The organism is Aquirufa salirivi (assembly GCF_045310485.1).
GTDB lineage: Bacteria > Bacteroidota > Bacteroidia > Cytophagales > Spirosomataceae > Aquirufa > Aquirufa salirivi.
In genome coordinates this window covers 57,584-80,668 of the sequence record NZ_JBEWZH010000004.1, presented here as the reverse complement: position 1 = coordinate 80,668, position 23,085 = coordinate 57,584, and the positions used below count along the sequence as shown (strand labels likewise).

At 38.9% G+C, this 23,085-nt stretch carries 24 protein-coding genes; 11 read left to right on the top strand and 13 right to left on the bottom strand.

Going from position 1 to position 23,085, the window contains the following annotated elements; genetic code table 11:
- The first annotated feature begins 163 nt into the window (after positions 1 to 163).
- From U0R11_RS06455 to U0R11_RS06435, 5 genes are all read left to right on the top strand, one after another.
- Complete coding sequence (locus tag U0R11_RS06455) at positions 164 to 457, top strand: Dabb family protein (RefSeq protein WP_406750706.1); 294 nt, start codon at positions 164 to 166, stop codon at positions 455 to 457.
- Positions 403 to 1,047 (top strand): Crp/Fnr family transcriptional regulator, encoded by a 645-nt coding sequence (locus tag U0R11_RS06450; protein ID WP_406750705.1) that lies wholly within the window; start codon positions 403 to 405, stop codon positions 1,045 to 1,047. Before U0R11_RS06455 ends, U0R11_RS06450 begins: the two co-directional genes overlap by 55 nt.
- A 115-nt stretch (positions 1,048 to 1,162) precedes the next feature.
- Positions 1,163 to 1,882 carry a pirin family protein gene (locus tag U0R11_RS06445; RefSeq protein WP_406750703.1) on the top strand — a complete coding sequence of 240 codons (720 nt, stop codon included), beginning with the start codon at positions 1,163 to 1,165 and terminating at the stop codon, positions 1,880 to 1,882.
- 36 nt (positions 1,883 to 1,918) lie between these two features.
- A complete protein-coding gene (locus U0R11_RS06440) occupies positions 1,919 to 2,449 on the top strand; it encodes a YceI family protein (protein WP_406750701.1) in 531 nt (176 codons plus the stop codon).
- Positions 2,450 to 2,473: 24 nt separating this feature from the next.
- Positions 2,474 to 2,791 carry a hypothetical protein gene (locus tag U0R11_RS06435; protein ID WP_406750700.1) on the top strand — a complete coding sequence of 106 codons (318 nt, stop codon included), beginning with the start codon at positions 2,474 to 2,476 and terminating at the stop codon, positions 2,789 to 2,791.
- A gap of 12 nt (positions 2,792 to 2,803) precedes the next feature.
- Here the strand turns inward: U0R11_RS06435 and U0R11_RS06430 are convergent, their stop codons facing one another.
- Together U0R11_RS06430 and U0R11_RS06425 are read right to left on the bottom strand one after the other, a co-directional pair.
- Positions 2,804 to 3,184, bottom strand: a complete 381-nt coding sequence (locus tag U0R11_RS06430; RefSeq protein WP_406750698.1) for a hypothetical protein — start codon at positions 3,182 to 3,184, stop codon at positions 2,804 to 2,806.
- The gene (locus U0R11_RS06425; RefSeq protein ID WP_406750696.1) at positions 3,174 to 4,079 is read right to left on the bottom strand and encodes a patatin-like phospholipase family protein; all 906 of its coding nucleotides are present in this window, start codon (positions 4,077 to 4,079) and stop codon (positions 3,174 to 3,176) included. The genes U0R11_RS06430 and U0R11_RS06425 overlap by 11 nt, the downstream gene beginning before the upstream one ends.
- Positions 4,080 to 4,202: 123 nt before the next feature.
- On the opposite strand from U0R11_RS06425, the gene U0R11_RS06420 reads away from it, so the two are divergent.
- Positions 4,203 to 4,571, top strand: a complete 369-nt coding sequence (locus U0R11_RS06420; RefSeq protein ID WP_406750694.1) for a hypothetical protein — start codon at positions 4,203 to 4,205, stop codon at positions 4,569 to 4,571.
- An 18-nt stretch (positions 4,572 to 4,589) separates the two neighbouring features.
- Here U0R11_RS06420 and U0R11_RS06415 read toward each other — a convergent pair whose 3' ends face one another.
- The 6 genes from U0R11_RS06415 to U0R11_RS06390 all read right to left on the bottom strand — a co-directional run bounded on the left by U0R11_RS06415 (position 4,590) and on the right by U0R11_RS06390 (position 11,470).
- Positions 4,590 to 6,377: a hypothetical protein gene (locus tag U0R11_RS06415; RefSeq protein ID WP_406750693.1), complete on the bottom strand. Its 1,788-nt coding sequence runs from the start codon at positions 6,375 to 6,377 to the stop codon at positions 4,590 to 4,592.
- Between the two features lie 128 nt (positions 6,378 to 6,505).
- Positions 6,506 to 7,243 carry an LOG family protein gene (locus U0R11_RS06410; protein ID WP_406750691.1) on the bottom strand — a complete coding sequence of 246 codons (738 nt, stop codon included), beginning with the start codon at positions 7,241 to 7,243 and terminating at the stop codon, positions 6,506 to 6,508.
- Between the two features lie 170 nt (positions 7,244 to 7,413).
- Positions 7,414 to 8,262 (bottom strand): sugar phosphate isomerase/epimerase family protein, encoded by an 849-nt coding sequence (locus U0R11_RS06405; RefSeq protein WP_166373686.1) that lies wholly within the window; start codon positions 8,260 to 8,262, stop codon positions 7,414 to 7,416.
- Between the two features lie 12 nt (positions 8,263 to 8,274).
- Entirely contained in the window at positions 8,275 to 9,978 is a 1,704-nt protein-coding gene (locus tag U0R11_RS06400) for a GMC oxidoreductase (RefSeq protein WP_406750689.1), read from the bottom strand.
- 3 nt (positions 9,979 to 9,981) lie between these two features.
- Positions 9,982 to 10,488, bottom strand: a complete 507-nt coding sequence (locus U0R11_RS06395) for a gluconate 2-dehydrogenase subunit 3 family protein (RefSeq protein ID WP_406750687.1) — start codon at positions 10,486 to 10,488, stop codon at positions 9,982 to 9,984.
- Positions 10,489 to 10,588: 100 nt separating this feature from the next.
- Complete coding sequence (locus tag U0R11_RS06390) at positions 10,589 to 11,470, bottom strand: sugar phosphate isomerase/epimerase family protein (RefSeq protein ID WP_406750685.1); 882 nt, start codon at positions 11,468 to 11,470, stop codon at positions 10,589 to 10,591.
- A gap of 166 nt (positions 11,471 to 11,636) precedes the next feature.
- Here U0R11_RS06390 and U0R11_RS06385 point away from each other — a divergent pair, with 166 nt between their 5' ends.
- The 4 genes from U0R11_RS06385 to U0R11_RS06370 all read left to right on the top strand — a co-directional run bounded on the left by U0R11_RS06385 (position 11,637) and on the right by U0R11_RS06370 (position 17,469).
- Positions 11,637 to 13,160, top strand: coding sequence for a sulfatase family protein (locus U0R11_RS06385; RefSeq protein ID WP_406750683.1), 1,524 nt, complete (start codon positions 11,637 to 11,639; stop codon positions 13,158 to 13,160).
- Positions 13,161 to 13,989: 829 nt separating this feature from the next.
- Entirely contained in the window at positions 13,990 to 15,006 is a 1,017-nt protein-coding gene (locus U0R11_RS06380; protein WP_406750682.1) for an AraC family transcriptional regulator, read from the top strand.
- 82 nt (positions 15,007 to 15,088) lie between these two features.
- A complete protein-coding gene (locus U0R11_RS06375) occupies positions 15,089 to 16,900 on the top strand; it encodes a glycoside hydrolase family 2 protein (RefSeq protein ID WP_406750681.1) in 1,812 nt (603 codons plus the stop codon).
- A 62-nt stretch (positions 16,901 to 16,962) separates the two neighbouring features.
- Complete coding sequence (locus tag U0R11_RS06370) at positions 16,963 to 17,469, top strand: hypothetical protein (RefSeq protein WP_406750679.1); 507 nt, start codon at positions 16,963 to 16,965, stop codon at positions 17,467 to 17,469.
- Between the two features lie 11 nt (positions 17,470 to 17,480).
- Here U0R11_RS06370 and U0R11_RS06365 read toward each other — a convergent pair whose 3' ends face one another.
- The 3 genes from U0R11_RS06365 to U0R11_RS06355 form a co-directional block, all read right to left on the bottom strand.
- Positions 17,481 to 18,461: a sterol desaturase family protein gene (locus U0R11_RS06365; RefSeq protein ID WP_406750677.1), complete on the bottom strand. Its 981-nt coding sequence runs from the start codon at positions 18,459 to 18,461 to the stop codon at positions 17,481 to 17,483.
- 62 nt (positions 18,462 to 18,523) lie between these two features.
- Complete coding sequence (locus U0R11_RS06360; protein WP_406750676.1) at positions 18,524 to 19,234, bottom strand: 6-phosphogluconolactonase; 711 nt, start codon at positions 19,232 to 19,234, stop codon at positions 18,524 to 18,526.
- A gap of 18 nt (positions 19,235 to 19,252) precedes the next feature.
- Positions 19,253 to 20,539, bottom strand: coding sequence for a M20/M25/M40 family metallo-hydrolase (locus U0R11_RS06355; protein ID WP_406750674.1), 1,287 nt, complete (start codon positions 20,537 to 20,539; stop codon positions 19,253 to 19,255).
- A 135-nt stretch (positions 20,540 to 20,674) separates the two neighbouring features.
- Here U0R11_RS06355 and U0R11_RS06350 point away from each other — a divergent pair, with 135 nt between their 5' ends.
- Positions 20,675 to 21,703, top strand: coding sequence for an exo-alpha-sialidase (locus tag U0R11_RS06350; RefSeq protein ID WP_406750673.1), 1,029 nt, complete (start codon positions 20,675 to 20,677; stop codon positions 21,701 to 21,703).
- Between the two features lie 3 nt (positions 21,704 to 21,706).
- Here the strand turns inward: U0R11_RS06350 and U0R11_RS06345 are convergent, their stop codons facing one another.
- Both U0R11_RS06345 and U0R11_RS06340 read right to left on the bottom strand, forming a co-directional pair.
- On the bottom strand, positions 21,707 to 22,102 hold the full coding sequence (locus U0R11_RS06345) for an OsmC family protein (RefSeq protein WP_406750671.1): 396 nt from the start codon (positions 22,100 to 22,102) through the stop codon (positions 21,707 to 21,709).
- Positions 22,103 to 22,105: 3 nt separating this feature from the next.
- Positions 22,106 to 22,990 (bottom strand): pirin family protein, encoded by an 885-nt coding sequence (locus tag U0R11_RS06340; RefSeq protein WP_406750669.1) that lies wholly within the window; start codon positions 22,988 to 22,990, stop codon positions 22,106 to 22,108.
- Positions 22,991 to 23,085 lie beyond the last annotated feature (95 nt).

Sequence of the window (23,085 nt, the reverse complement as noted above, 5' to 3'; positions counted from 1 at the left end):
AAGAAATAATGCAATTTTTTCAAAAAAAAATCAAACAGTTACTTTTGTGGATGAAAAAAGTTTGAAAATATGTCTCTGCGCATAAAGGTGGAAATAGTATCTATTCAAGATTGAAATCTTAGTTATACAAAATATTTCTACCTTTGAACATAAATTTTTAATCATGATTTACCATTCTGTATTTCTTCAATTCAAATCAGACCTTAGCCAAGAACAGCGAGATACATTCTTTTCAGAAGCTAAAAAATTAGCCCAGATTCCGGGAGTACAAAATTTGCAATGTCTCCAAGAAACGAGTCCTAAAAACCCCTTTGAATATGGCTTAATCATGCAGTTCGAATCAGATGCTATATATCAAGCCTACACCCAACATCCTGATCATGTCCGTTTTGTTGAGAACGTATGGATACCATCAGTCGCGAGTTTTCAGGAAATAGATTATACCCAGATTCCTTAATGCTTATGTCAGAAAACCCAGTCATACTCAACATCAAAAAACACATCCACTTGAGTGAGGCTGATTGCGCATTGATTGAACAAACCTGGAGAAGGGTCAAACTCACTAAAAAAGAATACCTATTTGAACGAGGAGAAATTACCAAAGACGCAGCTCTCGTCGTTTCAGGCTGCCTTAGATCTTTTTCTCTTGATGAAAATGGATTTGAACATATCATGCAGTTTGCCCCATCCAATTGGTGGATTACGGATATGTACAGTTTTATATCCCAAAAACCGGGCGACCTCAGTGTTCAGGCCATCATGGATTCCGAAGTAGTATTGCTCAGTAGAAAAGACCAATTAGTGCTTTTTGATCAAATCCCCGCTCTTGAAAGGTATTTTCGGATTTTGACTGAAAACTCTTTAGTCGCATATCGACAACGACTTATCGACAATCTCAGTTTAAGTGCCAAGCAGCGCTATGCCAATTTTTGTCAAACCTTTCCGACCTTAATTAACGATATTCCTCAAAAATTGATCGCTGCCTACATCGGTGTCACTCCCGAATTCCTGAGCAAGATGCGTAGTGAATATCTGCGTGCACGCTAATTAAAATCAAATAACCCTGTTCTTTACTGGCTCTGTTAGGATTTTACTTTCTTAATCTAGATTATGATTTTAGGAACATCTAGTTCTGACCTTTGTATTGTTAATTCAAAACAATATGACAAAGAGCATCTTACACAAAGCAGACTCGAGGGGCAAAGCCAATCATGGATGGTTAATCAGCTCACACACATTTAGTTTCGCCAATTATTACGATCCTTCCAGAATCCATTTTGGGGCACTAAGAGTACTCAATGATGATATGGTCAAAGGTGGAATGGGCTTTGGCCAGCATCCGCATGACAACATGGAAATAATCAGTATTCCATTTGAAGGAGATTTAGAACATAAAGACAGTATGGGTAACGTGGCGGTTATTCGTCAAGGAGATATTCAGGTAATGAGTGCCGGAACAGGTATTTATCACAGTGAATACAATCATGATAAAGAAGAAGCCGTTAAATTCTTACAGATTTGGGTATTCCCTAATAAGAAAAACGTGACACCACGATATGACCAGATCACCTTAGAAAATAAGGATAGCCTGAATCAATTGCAGCAAATCCTTTCTCCCAATCCAGAAGATGAGGGAGTTTGGATACACCAAGATGCCTGGTTTCATTTAGGGCACTTTGAAGAAGGGAAAAGCAGTCACTATCAAATTAAAAAATCAGGGAATGGCGTGTACGCCTTTGTTCTAGAAGGGCAATTCAGCATCGAAGGATACGATTTGGACCGCCGGGATGGTCTTGGACTTTGGGAGCTTGAAGGCTTTGATCTGAAAGCAAAATCCGAAAATGCCAAAATACTTCTCATGGAAGTACCCATGCACATTTAACACCTAATTCATTCACATAGTAAACAAACAACAAACATGGCAAATTTAACTTGGGCATTAGACCCAACTCACTCCGAAATTCAATTTAAAGTTAAACACTTAATGATCACGAACGTGACGGGTGGATTTACCGATTTCAATGTAAATGCGGAAAGTTCTGATGAATCTTTTGCTGATGCAAAAATTAACTTTACAGCAAAAACATCTAGTATCAGCACAGGAAATGAACAACGTGATGCTCACTTAGCTAGTGCCGATTTTTTTGAAGCTGATAAATTTGAAAACATCAGCTTTAGCTCTACGGGCATCGAAAAATCAAGCGATGATGAGTTTAATCTTTTGGGCAATTTGACCATCAAGGATGTAACTAAACCTGTAAAAATTCATGTGGAATTTGGCGGTGTCGCTAAGGATCCTTGGGGAAATTTAAAAGCCGGATTTACCATCAATACTAAAATCAACCGTACGGATTTCGGATTAACCTGGAATGCAGCTTTAGAAACCGGCGGTGTTTTAGTTAGCGAGGAAATTAAAATCGCTGGAGAAATCCAATTAGTAAAAGCCTAAACACTATTTTATCCTATACTCCAGATGAAAATTCATCATATCTTAGTGGTAGGAAAAAACGAAGCAATCGTAGCATTGCTGATTAAACTAGTCAATAAGTACCCCGAGCTTTTTGCTCTGGGTACTTGTGAGCTAGAAGAAGTTCATTCCATTTGCCAAGAACGTCCCATAGACGTTGTGCTATTCAGTAGTGGCTTATGCTTAGATCAGGAAAAAGAGATAGTGCAAATCGTCTCCCAAATTCATCCAAGTGTAAAAACCATTGAACATTTTGGAGGAGGCAGCGGATTACTACGGACGGAATTAAATCAAGTTCTTGGACTAGAACTAAATTGTCTTTAAGCTAAGGAAACATTATTCACAAATTTCAATGGACAGCCCCTTGTTTGGAACCGGACTATAAGCCTTACATTGAGCACACATTTTATCCTTGGGTAAAGCAGGAATGCTAAAATAAAATTCATCGCCCTCCTTAATACTTTCAGGAAAAGAACAAATACTTCTTAAAGCAAAAGCCCGCGTATACGATTTACCCGTCATTGGATGCTTCCATAGCCTTTCAACCTGGCTACTATCCACTTGCCCTTCGATTACCTCAATCACATAATTCATACAGATTCCCTTGACAGCCAAGCGTCCTTTTAGACAAGTGGCCTTCGGTAATTCCTCTCTTTTACAAGCAGAAAGTAGCAATAAGCAACATGAAAAACCTAAAAAAAACACCTTACTTTTCATAGTTCTGGGTTGAATTTTCTATTTTAGCAATCGCTTTAATACAAGCTTTTCGACCACAAGAAATCAATTCCTCTGCTCGGTCAAATTCAAATATAGAAGAAATCGATTTAGGTATCTCAATTAAAATATCTGGTTGGTATTTATCAACCATCATTTCAGTGACCTTATCCTGTGTCATTTCATAGGAGTAAAACAAGATATCACTTAGAGATTTCGTACTAGCCAAGGATGACAAATCCGTAGCAACTGGACTAATCCAATATTTACCCAGCCATTCTTTAATCCCTTTTAAAAGCGCTGAATCATCTGATTCAATCTTTTCTGGCAGAATAAAAAAAGGAGCATCTCCATTTAAATCAACCGCTATGACCATTTCGCCCTCTTGTTTTTTCACCACATTCAAAGGCAATGGATTAAGAACTCCGCCATCCACTAATACATGCTCTCCATCAATAACGGGAGTAAAAATGCCTGGAATGGCAATAGAAGCTCGCAGGGCTCGGTACAAATCCCCCGACTGAAACCAAACCTCTTTTTTGGTATGCATATCAGCTGCCACAGCAGTAAATGGAATGCGAAACTCTTCAATCTTGGGTACGTTGATGAATTGGGATAGTACCTCAAAAATTCGCTCTCCTTTCACAAAACCGTGCCTACCTAAGGTGAAATCCAATAAGCTGAACACTTTGGATTTCGTTAATCCCAAAGCCCAGTTTTTATAGGCCTCATGAAAACCTGCTGCATAAATCCCCCCAACTACAGCCCCCATTGAGCATCCAGTCACACTGATTATCTCAAAATTTTGCTCTTCCAACACATCAATGACCCCCATGTGCGCAAAGCCTCTCGCCCCGCCACTTCCCAACACCAGATGTACCTTTTTCTTTAATTTCATAGAAAATAGTCGTTTATTCAAAAACGTAAGTGCAGTATCAAGCTAAGATTAAATGAAAACAATTTTTCATGACCATACAATAAATTCCTAGCCTGAATCGTATTGTCACTAGCTATATTAACGATGAAAAAATACGGAATATTACTCGTAAACCTCTTCTTGCTACAGTGTAAAAGTGCTGAAAAAATCAGCCCAAGCTGTTACCAAGGAAAATTAGTGCTTCAAGGTATTTGCATGAATGATGTGATTGAAGCAGTCAATAAAGACATCGATACATCGCAAGTAGCGGTTAATTGGAAAAATCCCACCACAGGGAAAAGCTACCAACATGTTTTTGCCTTAGCTAGTACCTGTACTTTTCCTTCCAACTTCAAGGAAGGCGACAGCTTTACCTTTAAAATCGTCAATCCGCCTAAAGAAAATACCTGCGCCCAATGCTTGGCATATAGCCCAACACCCACTAAAAAGCTCTACATTGAAATCTGTCCATAGCGAAGGAAAAGGCCAATACTAAGCCATATTCCTTTCCAAACTAGGTATGATTAAAGCCTCAATGCGACTTTCCATTTGCTTCAAATCAGGCAACATATCGTTCCAATTGGGAACTTGTAGCGCTTTGTAATACTCGACACCTGCCAACAAGTTTTGCTTGAATGTCTTCAAATAACGCTCTTGTTTGACATTCATGTTTTCCATACTTTCTGCTACTTCATTTTTAAGGTAATCAACATATAAGCCCAGCTCCTTGACAAATAAATTTGGTCGATTTTGGGTATTCAAAATATTGATGCGACCATAAATATGATCAACCATTTGTTTCAAAGAATATACTCCTGAGAAATAAGCCAAATTCGGGCCAGGACAAATAGCAATGGAATGCAAATGATGCTTCGGTTTGATACCATGATTTTTTAAGACGGAAGTCCCTAGTCCGGTACATAAACAGGCCTTTTCTGTAATCTTATCAAACAGCTTTTGAAACTCATTTTTAGGTAAATTCTGGGCTTCCAGCTCCTTAATTTTAGCATGCTGGTACTGACGAGAAGCCGTGCAAATCGGTTTTTCGGTGAACTCCGTATTGGTGGATAAATACTCCAAATTACAAGGACTGCCTGGCCTTCCTTTTTCAATTCTTTCTAAGCGCTGCTTTTCGGAACTGCTCTTTCTAAAATTATTGAAAGGAACACCCAGTGGCGAAGCATGGCTCATGTAATAATCAGACTCCTCTGCCGTAGCCAAGGCCGTTAAAGTGGCCTCATCAACATTGGTCGCCTCAGGCACCAACAAAAATGGACTGCCCCATCCTGTTCCTTGGGTTTGGTAATGCTCCAATAAAAACTCATTTTCTTCACTCGTGCCTATTCCTCCCTGAACCGTTATCCGCATTTCAGGCAATTCCGCATAGTTCATTCCTCCCTTTTCTGTCATTACTTTTTGACACATCTCAAAAAGCTCTTGCTTCATTTCTTCCCGACTACGCTTAAACTCTTCCAAAATGGGGCCTAACAATAATCCATCGGTGGCAAAGGCATGACCTCCGCAGTTCAGTCCTGATTCAATACGGAATTCAGAAATCCAAAGCCCCTTTTTAGCCAACAATTTTCCCTGCGTCAAAGCACTTCTAAAATCACTTACTTTCAAAATGATTTGCTTCTTTAATTCCCCTTGTTGATTAGGGAAAAAATCTTCAAACTGTTCAATATAACTGTAAAGCAAAGGATTATATCCTGCTGAAAAAATAACCGATGATTTTAAATTGCTCATCGCATATCCACGAAGTGCTGATAAAGCATCGGCATACTCCTTTTCCAAAGCTTCCCCTTCTTTGTTATAATTGGTTTTATTCACTTTGGACATGATATTCACGTCGATGGAACCGGGAATGATGCTTTCTCTAAGGTAATTTTCGAGCGACTCCTCTTTCGTTAAAAGCCAAGATAGGTATGCTTGTTTCAATGGAGAGGATTCTGGCAATAAGTCGAAATAGCGATATAAATCACTTCCCTCTTCCCAAGATTGCTGGCGCATGGCCTCGATCTTTTCATTCACTAATTCATTCACCAAATTCAAATAGGCTTGAATACGCTTGGCCCGATAATCGTTTTCTGTTTTCAAAATAGGAGTAAAAGCTCGGCCATTGGCTTTAGAATGAACTTCCCTCATTTCCTCCACCAGATGGTCATCCATGATGGATATAACCGAGGAAATTCCTAAATGAGCTACTTTGACAGGCGTATCAATGGTAAAGCCTAATCCCATGACCGGGATATGAAATGAATGTGCGAGCTTTTTAGACATAATCTAATGTTGTTTGCCACAAAGTTCAGCTCTAAGTCACCAAATAAATATGACCTTCGTCAGGTATACCAACTAATTAAATGCCACTATTTTAAGCATTTACCCACAAAATTACATGTTCCCGCTGTTTAGGCTCTCTTCTTGAAAATCTTTTTCTCCCCCAAAATCCACAAAGGCTTATTTGGATTTTCCCGAGGTGGTATACGTTTTTCAGATTTTGTTTGAATGTGATTAATGGCCATCTGGATGTCATCCGTAAATAAGATATAATCAAAGTCGCCTGGGCTTACAGTTTCTTCTTTGATTAATGACTCAAAATAAGCCATCAGTTTTTCATGGTATTCCAAACCCATGACAACTACCGGAAAATGATTGATTTTACCAGTTTGAATTAAGGTAATAACTTCGAAAAACTCATCCAATGTGCCTAATCCTCCGGGCATCACCACAAAGCCAGACGAATATTTACGCAGTAATTCCTTTCTAACAGAGAAATACCGAATGGTCACAAATTTATCTAAATAGGGATTGGCGTGTTGTTCAAAAGGCAATTCAATATTGCAGCCCAAGGACACTCCTCCTGCTTGCATGGCTCCTTTATTAGCCGCTTCCATAATGCCCGGTCCTCCGCCAGTCATGATCGCAAATCCCAGCTGGGAAAGCTCACCGGCCAACTTCTCGGTGGTTTGATAATAAGAATGCGCTGAATCAAAGCGGGCTGAGCCAAAAATAGTGATACAAGGTCCGATAAAGTGGAGATTTCGAAATCCCTTAATATATTGAAACAATACTTCAATCGAAAAAATCAGCTCTTTCCATCGTGCTCGTGGTCCTTTTAAAAAATCAAACTCATTTGTCCATTTCATAGTACATACTTTGCATTCATTAGAAACGAATTTACAGGATTAATTAGTAGAGCCAAACCTTTTATCTTTTTCATGACAAAAATCTCCTTTGACTATTTGATCATGATATGGGCAACTAAAGAAAAAAAAGATTTCTAAAAAAAGAGCCCCGAATTTCGGGGCTCTTTTCATTATAAAGATTTCAAGTATTGAACACTTAAGGGTACATTGACCATTTCATTGTCGCTTTCGTCCTCAATAAAACAATGCTCAACTCCTGCTTTTTTACCTAATTGAATGATTTTTTTCCAGTTACCTTGACCTGTTCCTACAGGAACATCATTGATGGCAGGCGTATGCCCCGTTAAATCGCCGACAACTCCTTTGCGCAAATCTTTGACGTGCATCAATTTCCAGCGACCAGGATATTTTTTCAATAATTTAACCGGCATTTTTTCTCCACCACCGTGTAAAGTCCATAATACATCCATTTCAAAAGAAACATAGGCAGGATCCGTCTTTTGAATGATGTAATCCAATAAAGTTCCTTTCTCAAAGGGATGAAACTCATATCCATGGTCATGGTAGCATAGCGTTATTCCGTTTTCTTTCAGAACCTTACCAGCTTTATTAAATACATTCACTGCCTTTTGAGCATCTTCTAAGGTAAAGTCGTTCCCTTTATGAGGAATCCAAGCGCACATGACAAATTTCGCCCCTAAGACTTTTGCCTTTTGAACTACCGCCATAGGATCCTTCTCTAGTTCACCAAAATCAGCTCCAGTAGATGGAATAGAAATACCTCTTGCGTCGCATTGTTGTTTAAACTCTTGCAAGGTCATCCCCTTAGCGCCACCACCTTCTAATTCGGTAAAGCCCATACCTTTGATAACATCCAATGTTTTTAGTGGGTCCTGAGGAAATTGCTTTCTAAATGTGTAGGCTTGTACTCCCAAGGGATAGGTGTAAATTTTCTGAGCATAAGCTCCCAAACTAAGTCCAATTCCCAAAAGGACAAGCATCAATCGATTCGTTTTCATGTGTATTTTGTTTTATAAGTTCTTTTTCTTCAATTCATCCACCGCATGATTCGCCGCACGAGCCGCTAATGCCATGAATGTTAAGGTGGGATTTTGTGTCCCTGTTGATGTCATGCAGGCACCATCGGTGACAAATACATTTTTGCAGGAATGTAACTGATTCCATTCATTCAATAATGAATGAGTAGGATTCTTCCCCATACGTACGCCGCCCATTTCATGGATATCAGCGCCAGGTGCCGATTTGGAATCGGCTGTTCTAATTTGCAGAAAACCTGCTTTTTCGAACATTTCTTGCATTTGCTCTCTAAAATCCTTGACCATTTTGACATCATTTTCCGTCCAGTCACAAGAAAAAACAATCTGCGGTATCCCGTATTTATCTTTCAAATCGGAGTGCAGTCGGATGTGGTTTTGTTCCGTAGGAACCGTTTCTCCCATCATCCAAGCAGATATATTCCAATTGCCCCATTGACGACTCAATAAGTTATCTCGTAAGGTATCTCCTATGCCCGTTTGCTTGGAATATTCTCCTCTACCTCCACCAACACCCACGGCATAGCCTCGTAAGAAATCCGTTTCCTGACGATTTACATTTCTGAATCTAGGAATATAGGCATTACTGGGGTTGCCTCCTTCGGTCTTTTTGTCTTTGAAGCCATCATAACTAGCATTGGCCGAACCACGGTAATTATGCCAAGCAATGAATTTTCCCAATAGTCCAGAATCATTCCCCAATCCAGTTGGAAAACGATTCGACTTAGAATTTAGAAGAATGGCATTCGTATTAATGGTAGAACCATTAACAAAAATCACTTTGGCATAAAAAGGAATCATCTCATGACTAGTGGCATCTATCACATTGACCCCAATGGCTTTATTTTTTTTGTCATCGTAAATGATGGAATGCACAACCGAATGTGGACGTAATGTTAAATTTCCTGTTTTGGCGGCCCATGGCAAGGTGGAGGCATTACTACTAAAATATCCCCCAAAATTACATCCTCTATTACATTGCCGCTGGCTCAAACAACGGCCACGTCCCTGCTGAAAATGGATTTCTTGAGGATCGGTTAAGTGAGCGCAGCGACCAGAAATAACCCAACGATTGCCATAAGCTTTCGTTAACGTTTCTTTAAGATGTTGTTCCAAACAATTTAATTCAAATCCAGGCTGAACGATGCTATTGGGAAGTTCTGCCAAGTTATCATTAAAACCCGCAATACCGGCAAACTTCTCTACATGATCATACCAACGTTCTATGTCTTTATACCGAATGGGCCAATCTGTTGCAAATCCATCACGAATAGGTCCCTCAAAATCATAATCCGACCAGCGCTGAGTTTGCCTAGCCCATAATAAGGACTTCCCCCCTACATGATATCCCCGAGTCCAACGAAACGGTTTTTCATATACAACAGGTTGTTCATCATCTGGCAATGCCCAATGCTTGGTTTCTTCCCGCATAAATCCGCTGGCAGAAAAACCTTGCTTGTCGGCCAAGCTTACCGTGCCACGATGCTCAAATTCCCAAGGTGCTTTAGAAGCCGTGGGATAATCTTCTACATGCTTTACCTGCCTGCCCCGTTCCAAAACCAAGGTCTTTAAACCTCGATCGCAAAATTCTTTGGCAGCCCAGCCTCCACTGGCACCTGATCCTATGACAATGACATCATAGGTGTTTTTCTTCGCTATACTTAGATTCAAATTGGCCATAAATTATACGTTTACACAGCCATGGTAAAAACCTGGTGCCATGACATAATGGTAATGTTCCGTCAATACATACTCAGAAGTAGTATAACCCCGAATCGTTTCTGACCTTAAGGTGGTATAAGCCCATAGGTGCTCGGCCGACTTCTCTAAATCCAATAATAGCCCTTCTCGCTGCGCGGAATTGCATGCCCCAAATGCCAAATGGTGATTTAAATCCGCTTGTAAGGATAATGCTTTGATGGCTGCTTTTAGTTTATTTTGGTCCTCTATCGTATAGCAATCACTAAAAAGTTTATCAAGAAAGAGTTCCACCCCTACCCCGTTCGCTCCTTTAGATGTTCCTTCAGGAATGAAGGTTCCCGCTATTAGTCGGAGCATCTCCTTTTCTTCTAGCAGAAATACTTGATTCGTAACTATTTGTTCTCGACTCCAGCCTTGTGCCCAGCTGGGTAAAATCACTAAAGCTCCTGTTGAAAGGGCTATGGACTGCAAAAGCTTTCTTCGTTTCATAGAAAAATATTACTCATGTAATTTGTAAGAAAAAACAGGATTCATTACCATTCACTACCCTGATGTTAAATTCAGAGACTGAAACATTAAGAATTAGGTCCTATTTTAATTGATTCATTTGTTCTCGGTAATATTGTACCGACCGAATAACCGAAGGTAGATTACTCGGATTCTCTTGGGTATCTCGTTCTATATTAATATTCCCTTGAAATCCTTGTCGCTTTAACTCCGCAAAAACCTCCGGAAAATTCACTACACCTGTTCCAATAGGTACATCCTTCAATTTTGGATTATTATATGCTGCTATATCCTTTAAATGAATGGCGATAATACGACCTTGTAATTTCTTCAATGCATCTACTGGATTTATGCCACTTTTAGGATAATGACCTAAATCCGGACAAGCATAAAAATTGGGATGATTTTTCATCGCAATAAGTAGGGAATCGGGAGTCCAATAAACACTCGTTCCTTTCCAATGGTTGTGAATAGCTACTTTGATTTTATAAATCCCTGCCAGACTATCTACTCCATCCCATAAATGAACAGGAGGCTCCGCCGTTACATAATTTACTTGTAATTCTTTAGCTATGTCAAACTCCTTCTTCCAACGATCAATGGTTTTCCCTCCCACCAAATAGATGGATTCCATTTTAAGACCCTTTGCTTGAATCATTTGTTTCAGTTGTCGAACACTCGACTTCGACAAGTTCATCACCGCTGAATCCTTCAAGGCAGCACCTGCTTTACCAAAGGTATATCCTTCAATAAAATGTAAACCTGCACTGTCAGCCTTAGCCAATTGATCTGGAAAGGAAAATCCATTAAATGTGTAAAGTGCGACTCCAAGCTTCCAATCTTTAGGAGCCTTTTTTACTATATTTAATTTTTTATTCACATATTTATCTGGATGATTCGCCAAATGGGTATGAGATAGACCTAAACACAAGCCTAATAAACAATATGCATATATTTTATTCATCAGTTTAGTTTATAAAAGAAGAAAATGAGGACTCAGCCACGAGAGTCTAACCAAATTAAATGAAAAAAATCAGTATTTTACCTATACAAAACTGTAAAATAACCAGATAGTTCGCTATGACCTATTCCCTTAAATAATAAACACTACCCGTATTGAAACAAAGCGTATGAAAAAATTACTTATTCTACTCCTGATTAGCTTTTATAGTTTGGGACAAGCAAAACAAAAACCCAACATCATTTTCATTATTTCGGATGATCATACTTCCCAAGCTATAAGTGCCTACGGAAGTAAATTGGCTAAGACACCCAACATTGATCGCATTGCCAGAGAAGGGGCCATCCTGTATAACAACGTGGTAACTAATTCTATTTGTGGGCCAAGTAGGGCCACCTTATTAACAGGAAAATTCAGTCATAAAAATGGGTATAAGTTCAACGAAAAGAAATTTGACATAGAACAAGCCGTTTTTCCTGAAGAATTACAAAAAAACGGATATCAGACCGCTTGGGTGGGAAAAATGCACTTAGGAACCTTGCCTCATGGATTTGATTATTTGAACATTCTTCCAGGACATGGTAGTTACTACAATTCTGATTTTGTAGATAGTCAAAATAGAACTACCCGCCGTGAAGGCTATGTCACCAACGTCATTACTCAATTATCGAAAGAATGGTTAAACCAGCGAGATCCTAGTAAACCATTTTTTATGGTGGTTGGACATAAAGCTACCCACCGTTCTTGGTTACCCGACATTCCTGATTTAGGTGCGTATGATAACGTGACTTTCCCTATTCCAGACACATTTTATGATAATTATGCCGGAAGGTTGGCAGCAGAGGATCAGGACATGACGATTGACAAAACCATGATTCTAAGTCAGGATTTAAAAGTCCATGGTAAATATGAAGGCCCTGGAGATGGAGGAAATTTCAATCGTTTTACTCCTCAGCAAAGACCTCCGTTTTATGACTATTATGAAAATAAAATCAGTAAAGAGTTTGAAGAGAAAAAACTCAGTGGCAAAGCCCTAGCAGAATGGAAATACCAGCGCTACATGAAAGACTATCTTTCAACGGCAAACTCGCTCGATAGAAATATCGGCGAATTATTGGAATACTTAGATAAAACGGGATTAGCCAAAAATACGGTTGTGGTCTATACTTCAGATCAGGGCTTCTATTTAGGAGAGCATGGCTGGTTTGATAAACGCTTTATATATGAGGAATCTTTAAAAACGCCCTTTGTGATTCGTTATCCTGGTGCCATCAAACCCGGCACTAAAGTAAGTCAAGTAGTATCTAACGTGGATTGGGCTCCTACCATACTGGACATTGCTCAAACAAAGGTACCTGCGGAAATTCAAGGTAAATCTTTTCTACCCGTGTTAAAAGGCCAAGGTAAAAACTGGAAGAATGAATCATATTATCATTACTATGAATACCCACAACCCCACCATGTCTATCCCCACTTTGGATTAAGAACGGCTCAATATACTTTAGTTCGTTTTTATGGACCTAAAGATTTCTGGGAATTATATGATATCAAAAAAGATCCCAAAAATTTGCAAAACATCTATGATAAAAAAGAAAATGCGCAAATTATTGCCGATTTGAAAAAGCAATTAGTGCAAAAGATAAATCAATATGATGATAAAGAAGCCTTAGACATATTTCAAAAAGGACTATAATCGAAAAACTAAAGAATAAAAAAGCCTATCGCTAATAACGATAGGCTTTTTGCATTCCTGTGTTCTATAATTGTATACTATCTTTAATCTCAATAAGGTGTTTATTAAACCCTGTATTAGAATCTTATAAACATTCATTTTAGAAAATTTGAATTTTAAACTTCTCCTTCTTAAAACAATAGCCCAAAAGTAGGCGAAAACTTGTAAAAGTTTCAATTTAAACTCGATAATTAGTATAATTTAATAATTCGATACTAATTATATTCCTTCACTCATTTATTATTCGGATAAAAATTGAGTTGACGATTGGACAAATTTCTGCCCTTCAACATGATAGGATTCTTAGGCTAGGAATTTCAAAAAAATAGCAAAAAAAAATCTTCTACAGGACCCTACTCAAAAATTAGGTACAAGTTTTGAATAATAGGACAAAGGATTGGATGAATCCATTCGAGCTCCAAAGAAGCTTACCTAAATAAACCCAATAAAAAATTACTCCGTTCTAAATATATAACGTCGTTTACTACTAGGCAACATTTGCATGATTTTCATCCTATCGAATAACAAATTCTCTGTAAATCGGTTCATGAGATAGGGCTTTTGAAAGAGTTCAAAAAAGCAAATAGATTATCTAGTTTAGTAATGTACCCGCATCAATGTTCCTAACCTTCCCATTTTTGTCTCTACTCTTCTCTATTATTATAGCCTATTTTAATATTAAGAAGAATAAAGGCATTATTTTCCTGTCAGTTTTTTAATTTTAATCGGAATAATCAGCTTAAAATACTATTTATTCACATACGATAGTCAATTGCCTTGGCTATTAGCCATGCTGTATGGCCATCTTTCTCCCTTGTTTTTTCTGATTGGACCAGCAGCATATATATATGTCCGTAACACCCTAAATGATCAAGAAGGTCTATCCAAAAATGACATTTGGCACCTTTTTCCAAGCCTGTATATGTTGATTGGTTTAATTCCATATTTCCTAAAACCTTATCATGAAAAACTGGATTTGGTAACCCAAATACTGAACCAGCCCGGCGAACTTTACACCAACCAAATTCATCTATTTTCCCCCAGTCTAGTGAATGATTTTGTTCAAAATTTTTTATATGTCTACTATGCTTGGATGATGATCACCTTATTAATCAACTCGGCATCAGCACTTGAGACAGATACTTTGGATTCCTGTGGGATACAAAAACGTATCAAATTTCAATGGCTCATCATCTTTGTGTCCTTCAACACCTTCATCGCCAGTATTCTTCTTTCATCCAATTTCGTAGTACTATTTAGTCCAGCGCACGACTTCCAGAATATAAATGATTATTTACCCTATTACCGAATATTAATCATGTTCGCTTTTGTGATGCCTTTGTTGATTCTCCTCTTCCCCCGAGTATTGTATGGAATCCCTCAGTTAACAGTAGAAGAACTGGAGCTCATTCAAACTAAAAAGAAAAAAACAAGTGTAGAAAAGTCAGAATTGGAAGTAAACGATTCGTTTTACGAACTTTCGCAAATCATTTTAAACTACATTGAAACTGAAAAGCCATACCTTAACCCTCGCTTTTCTATCCGTGATATCGTCGTAACATTAAATATTCCCCAACATCATGTTTCCTTTTGTTTCAACAAAATACTCAATACACCATTCCCAAGCATTAAGAATAAATACCGAATAGAACACGTGAAAGAGCTTATTTTAAAAGATAAAGAGAAACGCTATTCCCTAGAAGGCCTGATGAAAGAAGCAGGTTTTAACTCCAAAAACAGTTTTTTCCAGGCATTTAAAGAAATTGAGGGCTGTACGCCCAAGGTTTGGTCAGAACACCAACATTGAATTAATCCTTTCAATATCTTTAAACAAGAAACAAAGAAACCAGCTTTTTAATAACTTAGGTTTTTCAAATCTATACCTTAACATGAAAAACCTAATTTTTGTAGCTGTCTTGGCTATGCAGCTTTTCTCTGTGGACGCTCAAACCTGGAAACCCGCAGGAAATAAAATCAAAAGCCCTTGGGCAGAAAAAGTAGATCCAAACAACCCGCTCCCCGAATATCCAAGACCACAAATGGTCCGTGACCAATGGCAAAATTTAAATGGCCTTTGGGATTATGCCATTATCAATAAAGGTAGGAATATACCTAGCCAATTTGATGGAAAAATTTTAGTCCCTTTTGCGGTAGAATCTAGTCTATCAGGGGTTCAAAAAACGGTGGGTGATCAAAAAGAATTGTGGTATCACCGTACATTTACCGTTCCTGCTACCTGGAAAAATAAAAACATTATCTTACATTTTGGTGCCGTAGATTGGAAAGCAGATGTATGGATCAATGATATCAAAGTAGGAAGCCACCAAGGTGGATATGCTCCTTTTAGCTTTGACATCACCGCCTTTCTACAAAAAGATAAAGCTCAAAAAGTAGTAGTCAAAGTATGGGACCCGAGTGATCTTGGCTTTCAGCCACGTGGCAAGCAAGTAAACAACCCAAGGAGCATTTGGTATACTCCTGTAACAGGTATTTGGCAAACCGTTTGGCTAGAACCCGTAGAATCTACCTTCATTAGCCAATTAAAAACCGTACCCAACATCGATGGAGGAAATATCAGTGTTCAATCCAGAACCGAAGGTAGCATTCCTTCTGATATCATTGAAGTAAAGGTTTTGGATAACGGAAGCGTGATTTCATCTGGCAAAGCTGCCGTAGGTCAGGATGTCTTAGTTGCCATACCCAACGCCAAATTATGGAGTCCAGAATCCCCTTTCCTATATGACGTAGAAATTTCCATTCTTCGCAATGGCCTGGCCAAAGATAAATTGAAAAGCTATGTAGGAATGCGTAAAATATCTACGAAAATAGATGCCAATGGAATTCATCGCCTTCAGTTGAACAATAAAAATGTCTTTCAATTGGGCCCATTGGATCAAGGCTGGTGGCCAGATGGCCTATATACGGCACCTACTGACGAAGCCTTACTTTTCGACATCAAAAAAACCAAAGACTTTGGATATAATATGATTCGTAAACACGTGAAAGTAGAACCAGCCAGGTGGTATACCCATTGCGATCGTGAGGGGATTTTGGTTTGGCAAGATATGCCCAGTGGAGATAAAGACCCTAAATGGGTAACCAGAAACTACTTCAACGACAAGGAATTAATCCGCTCCAAAGCCTCTGAAGAAAACTTCATGAAAGAATGGAAAGAGATCATGGATTTAACCTTTTCTAATCCCAGCGTGGTGGTTTGGGTGCCTTTCAATGAAGCTTGGGGTCAATTTAAAACGCCAGAGGTGGTGGAATGGACCAAGAACTACGATCCATCTCGCTTGGTCAATCCTGCCAGTGGTGGTAACCATTATGATGTAGGCGATATGTTGGATATGCACAATTACCCAGATCCTAAAATGGGATTATTTGATTCCAAGCGAGTCAACGTGCTAGGTGAATATGGAGGCATCGGTTTAGTCTTGGACCAACACCTTTGGGAAGCAAATCGAAATTGGGGATATGTGCAATACAAAACAAGTGAAGAAGCAACTAAGGCTTATGTGGACTTAGCTGAAAAGCTTAAAAAACTTATTCCTTTTGGTTATTCAGCAGCTGTATATACCCAAACTACTGATGTGGAAATTGAAGTAAATGGATTGATGACCTATGACCGAAAGGTGATGAAGTTGTTGGAGGATAAAATCCGACAAGCCAACATCGAGATTCGGGAGACTTTAAAATAAAACCTGAAAAGAAGAGTCCATGTATGTAAAACTTACATGGACTCTTTCAACATTCTATTCCCATGAAACTACATCAAAAATGGATCGTCAGTTTTGCTCTGTTGCTAGGCTTTTCTTACCTCATGCAATGGCAGGGTGCGGCGCTAAAAAACAGCTTTACTCCGATGGGAATAGTACACTTAGAATTTGCCCAAACGGAAGAATTATTTCAAAAAATCGTAACTAGCTGGGATGTCCAAACGTTACGTTGGAATATAGCCATCGACTTTTTGTATATCCCCATTTACACCTATTTCTTCCAACTCACCCTTTCCATTTTCGCTCATAGGCACCGCAGTAAACTGGTTCAGCAAATGGGTATTTTACTTAAAAATGCAATCCTGCTGGCTTTCTTTTGTGACCTAGCAGAAAATACAGGAATGATTATTTCTCTAGAAGGCTTTCATGCATCCATTATTTATATCCTGACACTTTGGTTGGCTGGTTTAAAATTTGCCATTCTAGGATTCAGCCTGATTTATATCCTAATGTCAATTCCCACCTTATTTTTCCGTACTAAACAAAATTAGTTTAGTTCAAATCACCCTATCCCCGCCTCCTTCTTCATGGCAGCGGCTGTTTTATGCAGGCCCGTATGACTCCAACCTGGTGGCATGAAAATGTATAAGAACTTATTCACTAGCCCTGGTGCATGATAAACATCTTTAGCTAAGGCTACCAATTCCCCAAAATAAGCATCCAAAAAATGATTGGGCTTCATCTCTCGTGTAATTCCATATTCCACTTTCACATCATCTAATTCAGGTTGGTATGTTTTAAATACTCGATCCCAGATATTCAATAAATTACAAAAATTGGTATCCATATACTGTACATTTCGAGCATGATGTACGCGATGGTGCGCTGGACTCAACATAAAATTCCCCAATTTCCCCATGCGCGCATTTTTGACTAAATGATCCCCAATATGTATGAATGCTCCCCAAGTTCCATCAATAAACATGATGGCAAAAAGCATCGCTGGAGGTAGTCCTGCCAAAATACAAATACTGGCTCGAATGATATCCGCATAAGGGCCCTCCAAGAAAAAGTGGGCATAGGAAACTGCTAAATTCATGTTTTCAGGAGCGTGATGTGTGGAATGCAAACACCAAAACAATCGAACTTTATGAGCTAAATAATGGTAAATAAAATGGGCTAACTCCCAAACAATGTATCCATAAATAAACCAATACCAAGTAAACGAAACTTGAAAAAGAGCTTTGGGTTCAAAAAATCCAATGCATATCGCCGTCATCCCTAGAGATAAATACCTGCCAATAAAGGCATTCAGTACATAGCTAAAAAATGGGATTTTGTAATTTCCCAGACCAAAACTTTTGAATAATAAGCCTCGGGCCAGTTCCAGCACCAATGTGATGGGAAATAAAGGTCTAATCAAAACCTTGATTCCATCATAGGTCAAAAAATCAGTAAACGATTTGTTCTCAAGAAATTCCATGAGATCGTCAAATCCAAAAAATCCAACGATCCAATCTCCTATGGCTTGTAAAATTTCCATGGTGCTAGTATATTAAATAGGTTGATTCTCCTCGAAGGGAGAATTAATATTTTTATAAGATGTTAAATGGCCTCCTGATCTACATAACACTCAACGTTTGGGTGCATCCACAAAAAAGTAGCCGGACAGCTCGTCGTAATTTTCTTCTCCATGATGGTTTTATACGCATCCTGTTTCCCTTTTCCCGTAATCAAAAAAATGATTTTTTTAGCTTGTAAAATCCCCTCCATGCCCACACATAAACCAAATGCAGGCTCTGCTCCTTGAGATAAAGCTGGATCATGTTGAATGGTTGATTCTGCCAAAATGGCCTTATGAAATGGAGCCTGCAAGTATTCTCCTGGCTCATTAAAAGCAATATGCCCATTTTTCCCCAATCCTAAAATACAAATATCCATAGGACCCTCTTGTTCAATATAGCCTTGCACTCGATCACACTCAGCTTGAAAATCTTTCACATGAGTATCAAAACTAACATATCGATCTTCTGATATTTCCAAAGGTCCCAATAGATGTTTCTTTAAATAACTTTCACAGGAATCTGGATGCTCAGAAGGGATAATACCCCATTCATCCATTTTAATGGTGCGCATGGCAGAAAATAAGGATGGATCCGCAGCATGAGCTTGATGCATCTGTGCATACATACCCGTTGGGGAACCTCCCGTAGCTGCACAAAATAACAAATCGGGTTTTTCTTTCACTGATTGAATGATACTCGCACTGGCTTTTTCACTCAAATCTGCATAATTCTTAACGGGAATAATTTCCATGTATGGCTATCTTCAGATTTATTTCAATAGGGAAGTATCAACTCGGCTAGGGGTGTCCTTACCCGAAATGATGGTTTGGGCACTTAAAGCTATGGACTTAATGATGGCTGTCATATTTTCCAAATCCAAGGTCTCAATCTGGTCACTGGGCTTATGGTAATTAGGCTCACTATCCATCTTAGAAGTAGAAATAGTATGTGCAGGAACACCTAATCTAGCTAAGGTGGCATTGTCTGATCGATAAAACAAATTTTGATCTGTATAAGGATCTGGATGAAAAGTAAAACCTGTTCCCTCTAGATTTTTTTGCAAAATAGCTCCCATATCTGTTTTTTCAAATCCGGTAATATAAGCACTATTCTTGCCCCATTTACTTTCTGTACCTATCATCTCCATATTGAACATCGCTTTCACTGCGGCTGGGTCAAACTGTTCCGAAAAATAAGTAGCTCCAAAGCCTCCACTTTCTTCCGCCGTGAATGCCGCAAAAATCAATGTCCGCTCATTTTTATTCCATTTCTTGAAATACTTGGCCAACATCATCATAGCCGTAGTACCGGCAGCATCGTCATTGGCTCCATTATAAATGGAATCTCCTTTAACGGCTCGGTTAGGCATCACCCCCAAATGGTCATAATGACCCGAGAAAATGACATATTCATTTGCCAAGGACTTACCTGGAATAATTCCCACCACATTACTTAATGGCATAGGTGTAATCTCATTCTCCACTTCAATTTTATACAGGCTAGCCGCTTTATTGGACAAAATAAAGGCTACGTTCACTTGATTCTCTCGCAACATATTGCGATTATTCAAACGAGCAAACAAAGCAGCAAAATCCTCGTCCACCCATACCACGGTAGGTGTTTTACCGGATATAAAACGGTAGGCCGATTGAAAGAAATTTTCCCCTTTGGCTATCCTCGCTTGAGCATAAGAAGTATTTTCTTGGATGATTGTTTTGGTTTCCTTTCCTATCACCACCACTTTTTTACTATCAATAGCCTCACCGTCTAAACTAGCTTGTATCGATTTTAATGTTGGCTTATACATCTGAAAAGTTTGCAAATAAGTGCTTGAATTCCCCCACTTCTTTAATTTTGATTTGGCAAATTCCTCCGAGATAAATTGTGCAGCCTTCTCAATGCCTGGGGTAAATGGCTTCCTTCCCTCCAATTCATCGGAAGCTAAATAGCGCTCAATACGCTCCACTTCTTTGATGTTGATGATTTTATCAATCGACTGGCCTATGACAGGAATAAAAAACAATAGGCCGACAAACACTAAATAAATTTTTCTCATGTTGATGGAGGATTTGCGCGAAGTTATGTGATTTTTCAAGCTCTAAAAGTATTAAATTAATATGAATCATTTAGTGCATTTCTAGCGAATTTCCGACAAATGGATTTTCTTTGTCAAACGCTACTCGTATAAAAAATGATCAAATTCCTATTTTGCCTGTTAATTAGTCCAATCGCTTTTGCTCAATCTTCTTTATTCAATACCCAAGGTATTCAACCTGATTTTTGTGTAGGAAATTCAGGCAAAATTGAGTTGGTATTTGGTCAAAAAAATAAGCTATTTTATTCCTTTTCCACAGATCAAGGGGCGCATTTTTCAGAGCCTAGCTTAGTTGACTCTTTAGTTGGATTACATATAGGGGCATCGCGAGGGCCTAGAATTGCCAGCTCTGAATCCGAAACCATTATAACGGCGATTGATAAATCAGGAAATGTCTACTCCTTTAGAAAAACCCAAACAGGCGCCTGGATGAAAAATCGTGTAAATGATATTCCAGACATCGCCAAAGAAGGATTTAATGCTATTGCAGCAAATAAAAAACATCAATTCACCGTCATTTGGCTGGATTTAAGAAACAATCAAAAAAATAAATTAATGTCGAGCACCTCCTTGGATGGAGGTAAAACTTGGCAGAAAAATCAATTAGTGTATACCTCTCCTGAATCAAGCATCTGCGAATGCTGCCAACCTAATATCATCATGAAAGATGACCATATCGCCATCATGTTTCGAAATTGGCTACAAGGCGCTAGGGATATGTATGTGATTCAATCCAACAATGGAGGTAAATCCTATGGACAGGCTCAAAAATTAGGAATGGGCACTTGGCTTTTAAATGCCTGCCCCATGGATGGAGGTAGTCTAGACATGACCTCCGATGGAGAGATTGTGAGTGTTTGGCGAAGAGCAGAAAACCTATATACTTCGGGAATACAGGGAGAAGAGAAATTGCTAAGCCCTGGGAAAAACGCCTCCACGGTCATACTAGCCTCCGGCCAGTGGATAGCTTGGAGCCATATGGGTCAAATATTCCTAAAGTCTAATAAAACAGGAATCACTCAAGTATTAGGACAGGGTCGATTTCCCATCGTAAAGGCTATGAACAACCAACAAGCCTTGGTGATTTGGGAAAACCAAGGTCACATTTTTGGCCACAGCATTTAGCTTTTATCTTAGGTTCGTAATGATTTCAATGGGATTACTAAGTACTTTGTGAATAGGACATAAATTAGCAATAGCCAAAAGTCTTTCTCTTTGAGCATCATCCAAATTTCCAGATATATGTATTTCCCGACGAATCGTGGTTTTGCTGAGATCCTTATCCCAAACAAAATCCAATTCCAAATTTACCCCTTGTAAATCCCAACCTTTACGGTCTGCATACATGCGCAAGGTGGCAGAAGTACAAGCGGCCAATGCCGCTCTCAGCAGCTCATCTGGGGAAAATCCGGCATTCCCTCCTCCTAGCTCATGAGGTTCATCAGCAACGACTCGATTCCCAGAATCACTTTGAATCTCTACTTGATAAAGGGTATTTCCTATATGCGACGTTATTTTTCCCATGACTTATCTATTGGTTAAACTTGGATAAGGAACAAACTCATTTTCCTCTCCAGCTATTTTATCAAATCGTTGATTTATCCAATCATCTTTGGCTTTTTCAATTAAAGATTTATCACTTGAAACAAAATTCCAATTAATAAAACGCTCTTCGGGAAAAGGCTCTCCTCCAAAAATGTAAATGGTGGTATTTGCCTCCATCGTAAAAGTGCATAAACTATGGTCCCGGGAAACTAGCAATTGCTTTGGCCCAAAGGTATTTCCATCTTCTTCAATGCCCCCTTCCAAAATATAAATGCCCGATTCTCCAAAAAGTTGATCCCCTAAAGATAGCGTGGTTTTTTCCTTACTCTTGACCTCGATCATGTACAAAGGACTATAAACGGGTACAGCAGATGCTCGACCAAAGGCTTTCCCGGCAATTAAGGTAAATTGAGTTTCTCCTTCATTCCAAGTTGGTAATTCCTCTTTTCCTACATGTACAAACGAGGGCTCCATTTGCTCCAACTCTTTGGGCAATGCTACCCAAATCTGTAAACCATGTAACACCTTATCCGAATGACGTAAATATTCAGGAGTCTTTTCCGAATGCACAATCCCCTTCCCCGCTGTCATCCAATTTACCTCACCTGGTTTTATTTCCAAGGCTGATCCAAGGGAATCACGATGCATCATACTTCCTTCAAACAAATACGTTAAGGTGGATAAACCTATGTGTGGATGTGCCAATACATCTAAATTATCCCTTTCACTTAATTGGGTAGGGCCCATGTGATCAATAAATGAAAACGGCCCCAACATTCTTTTTTGGCGGAAAGGAAGAAGTCTTCCTACCATAAAATTGCCAATATTGGCTGCCCGCTCTTCGATAATCAGTTGAATATTTGACATGACATATATGATTTAATGAAACGAATTTACAGGCTTTAGTCGCTAATAAAACTTAATCTACATGAATAAAAATCCAACAATCAAAAGATTGGATC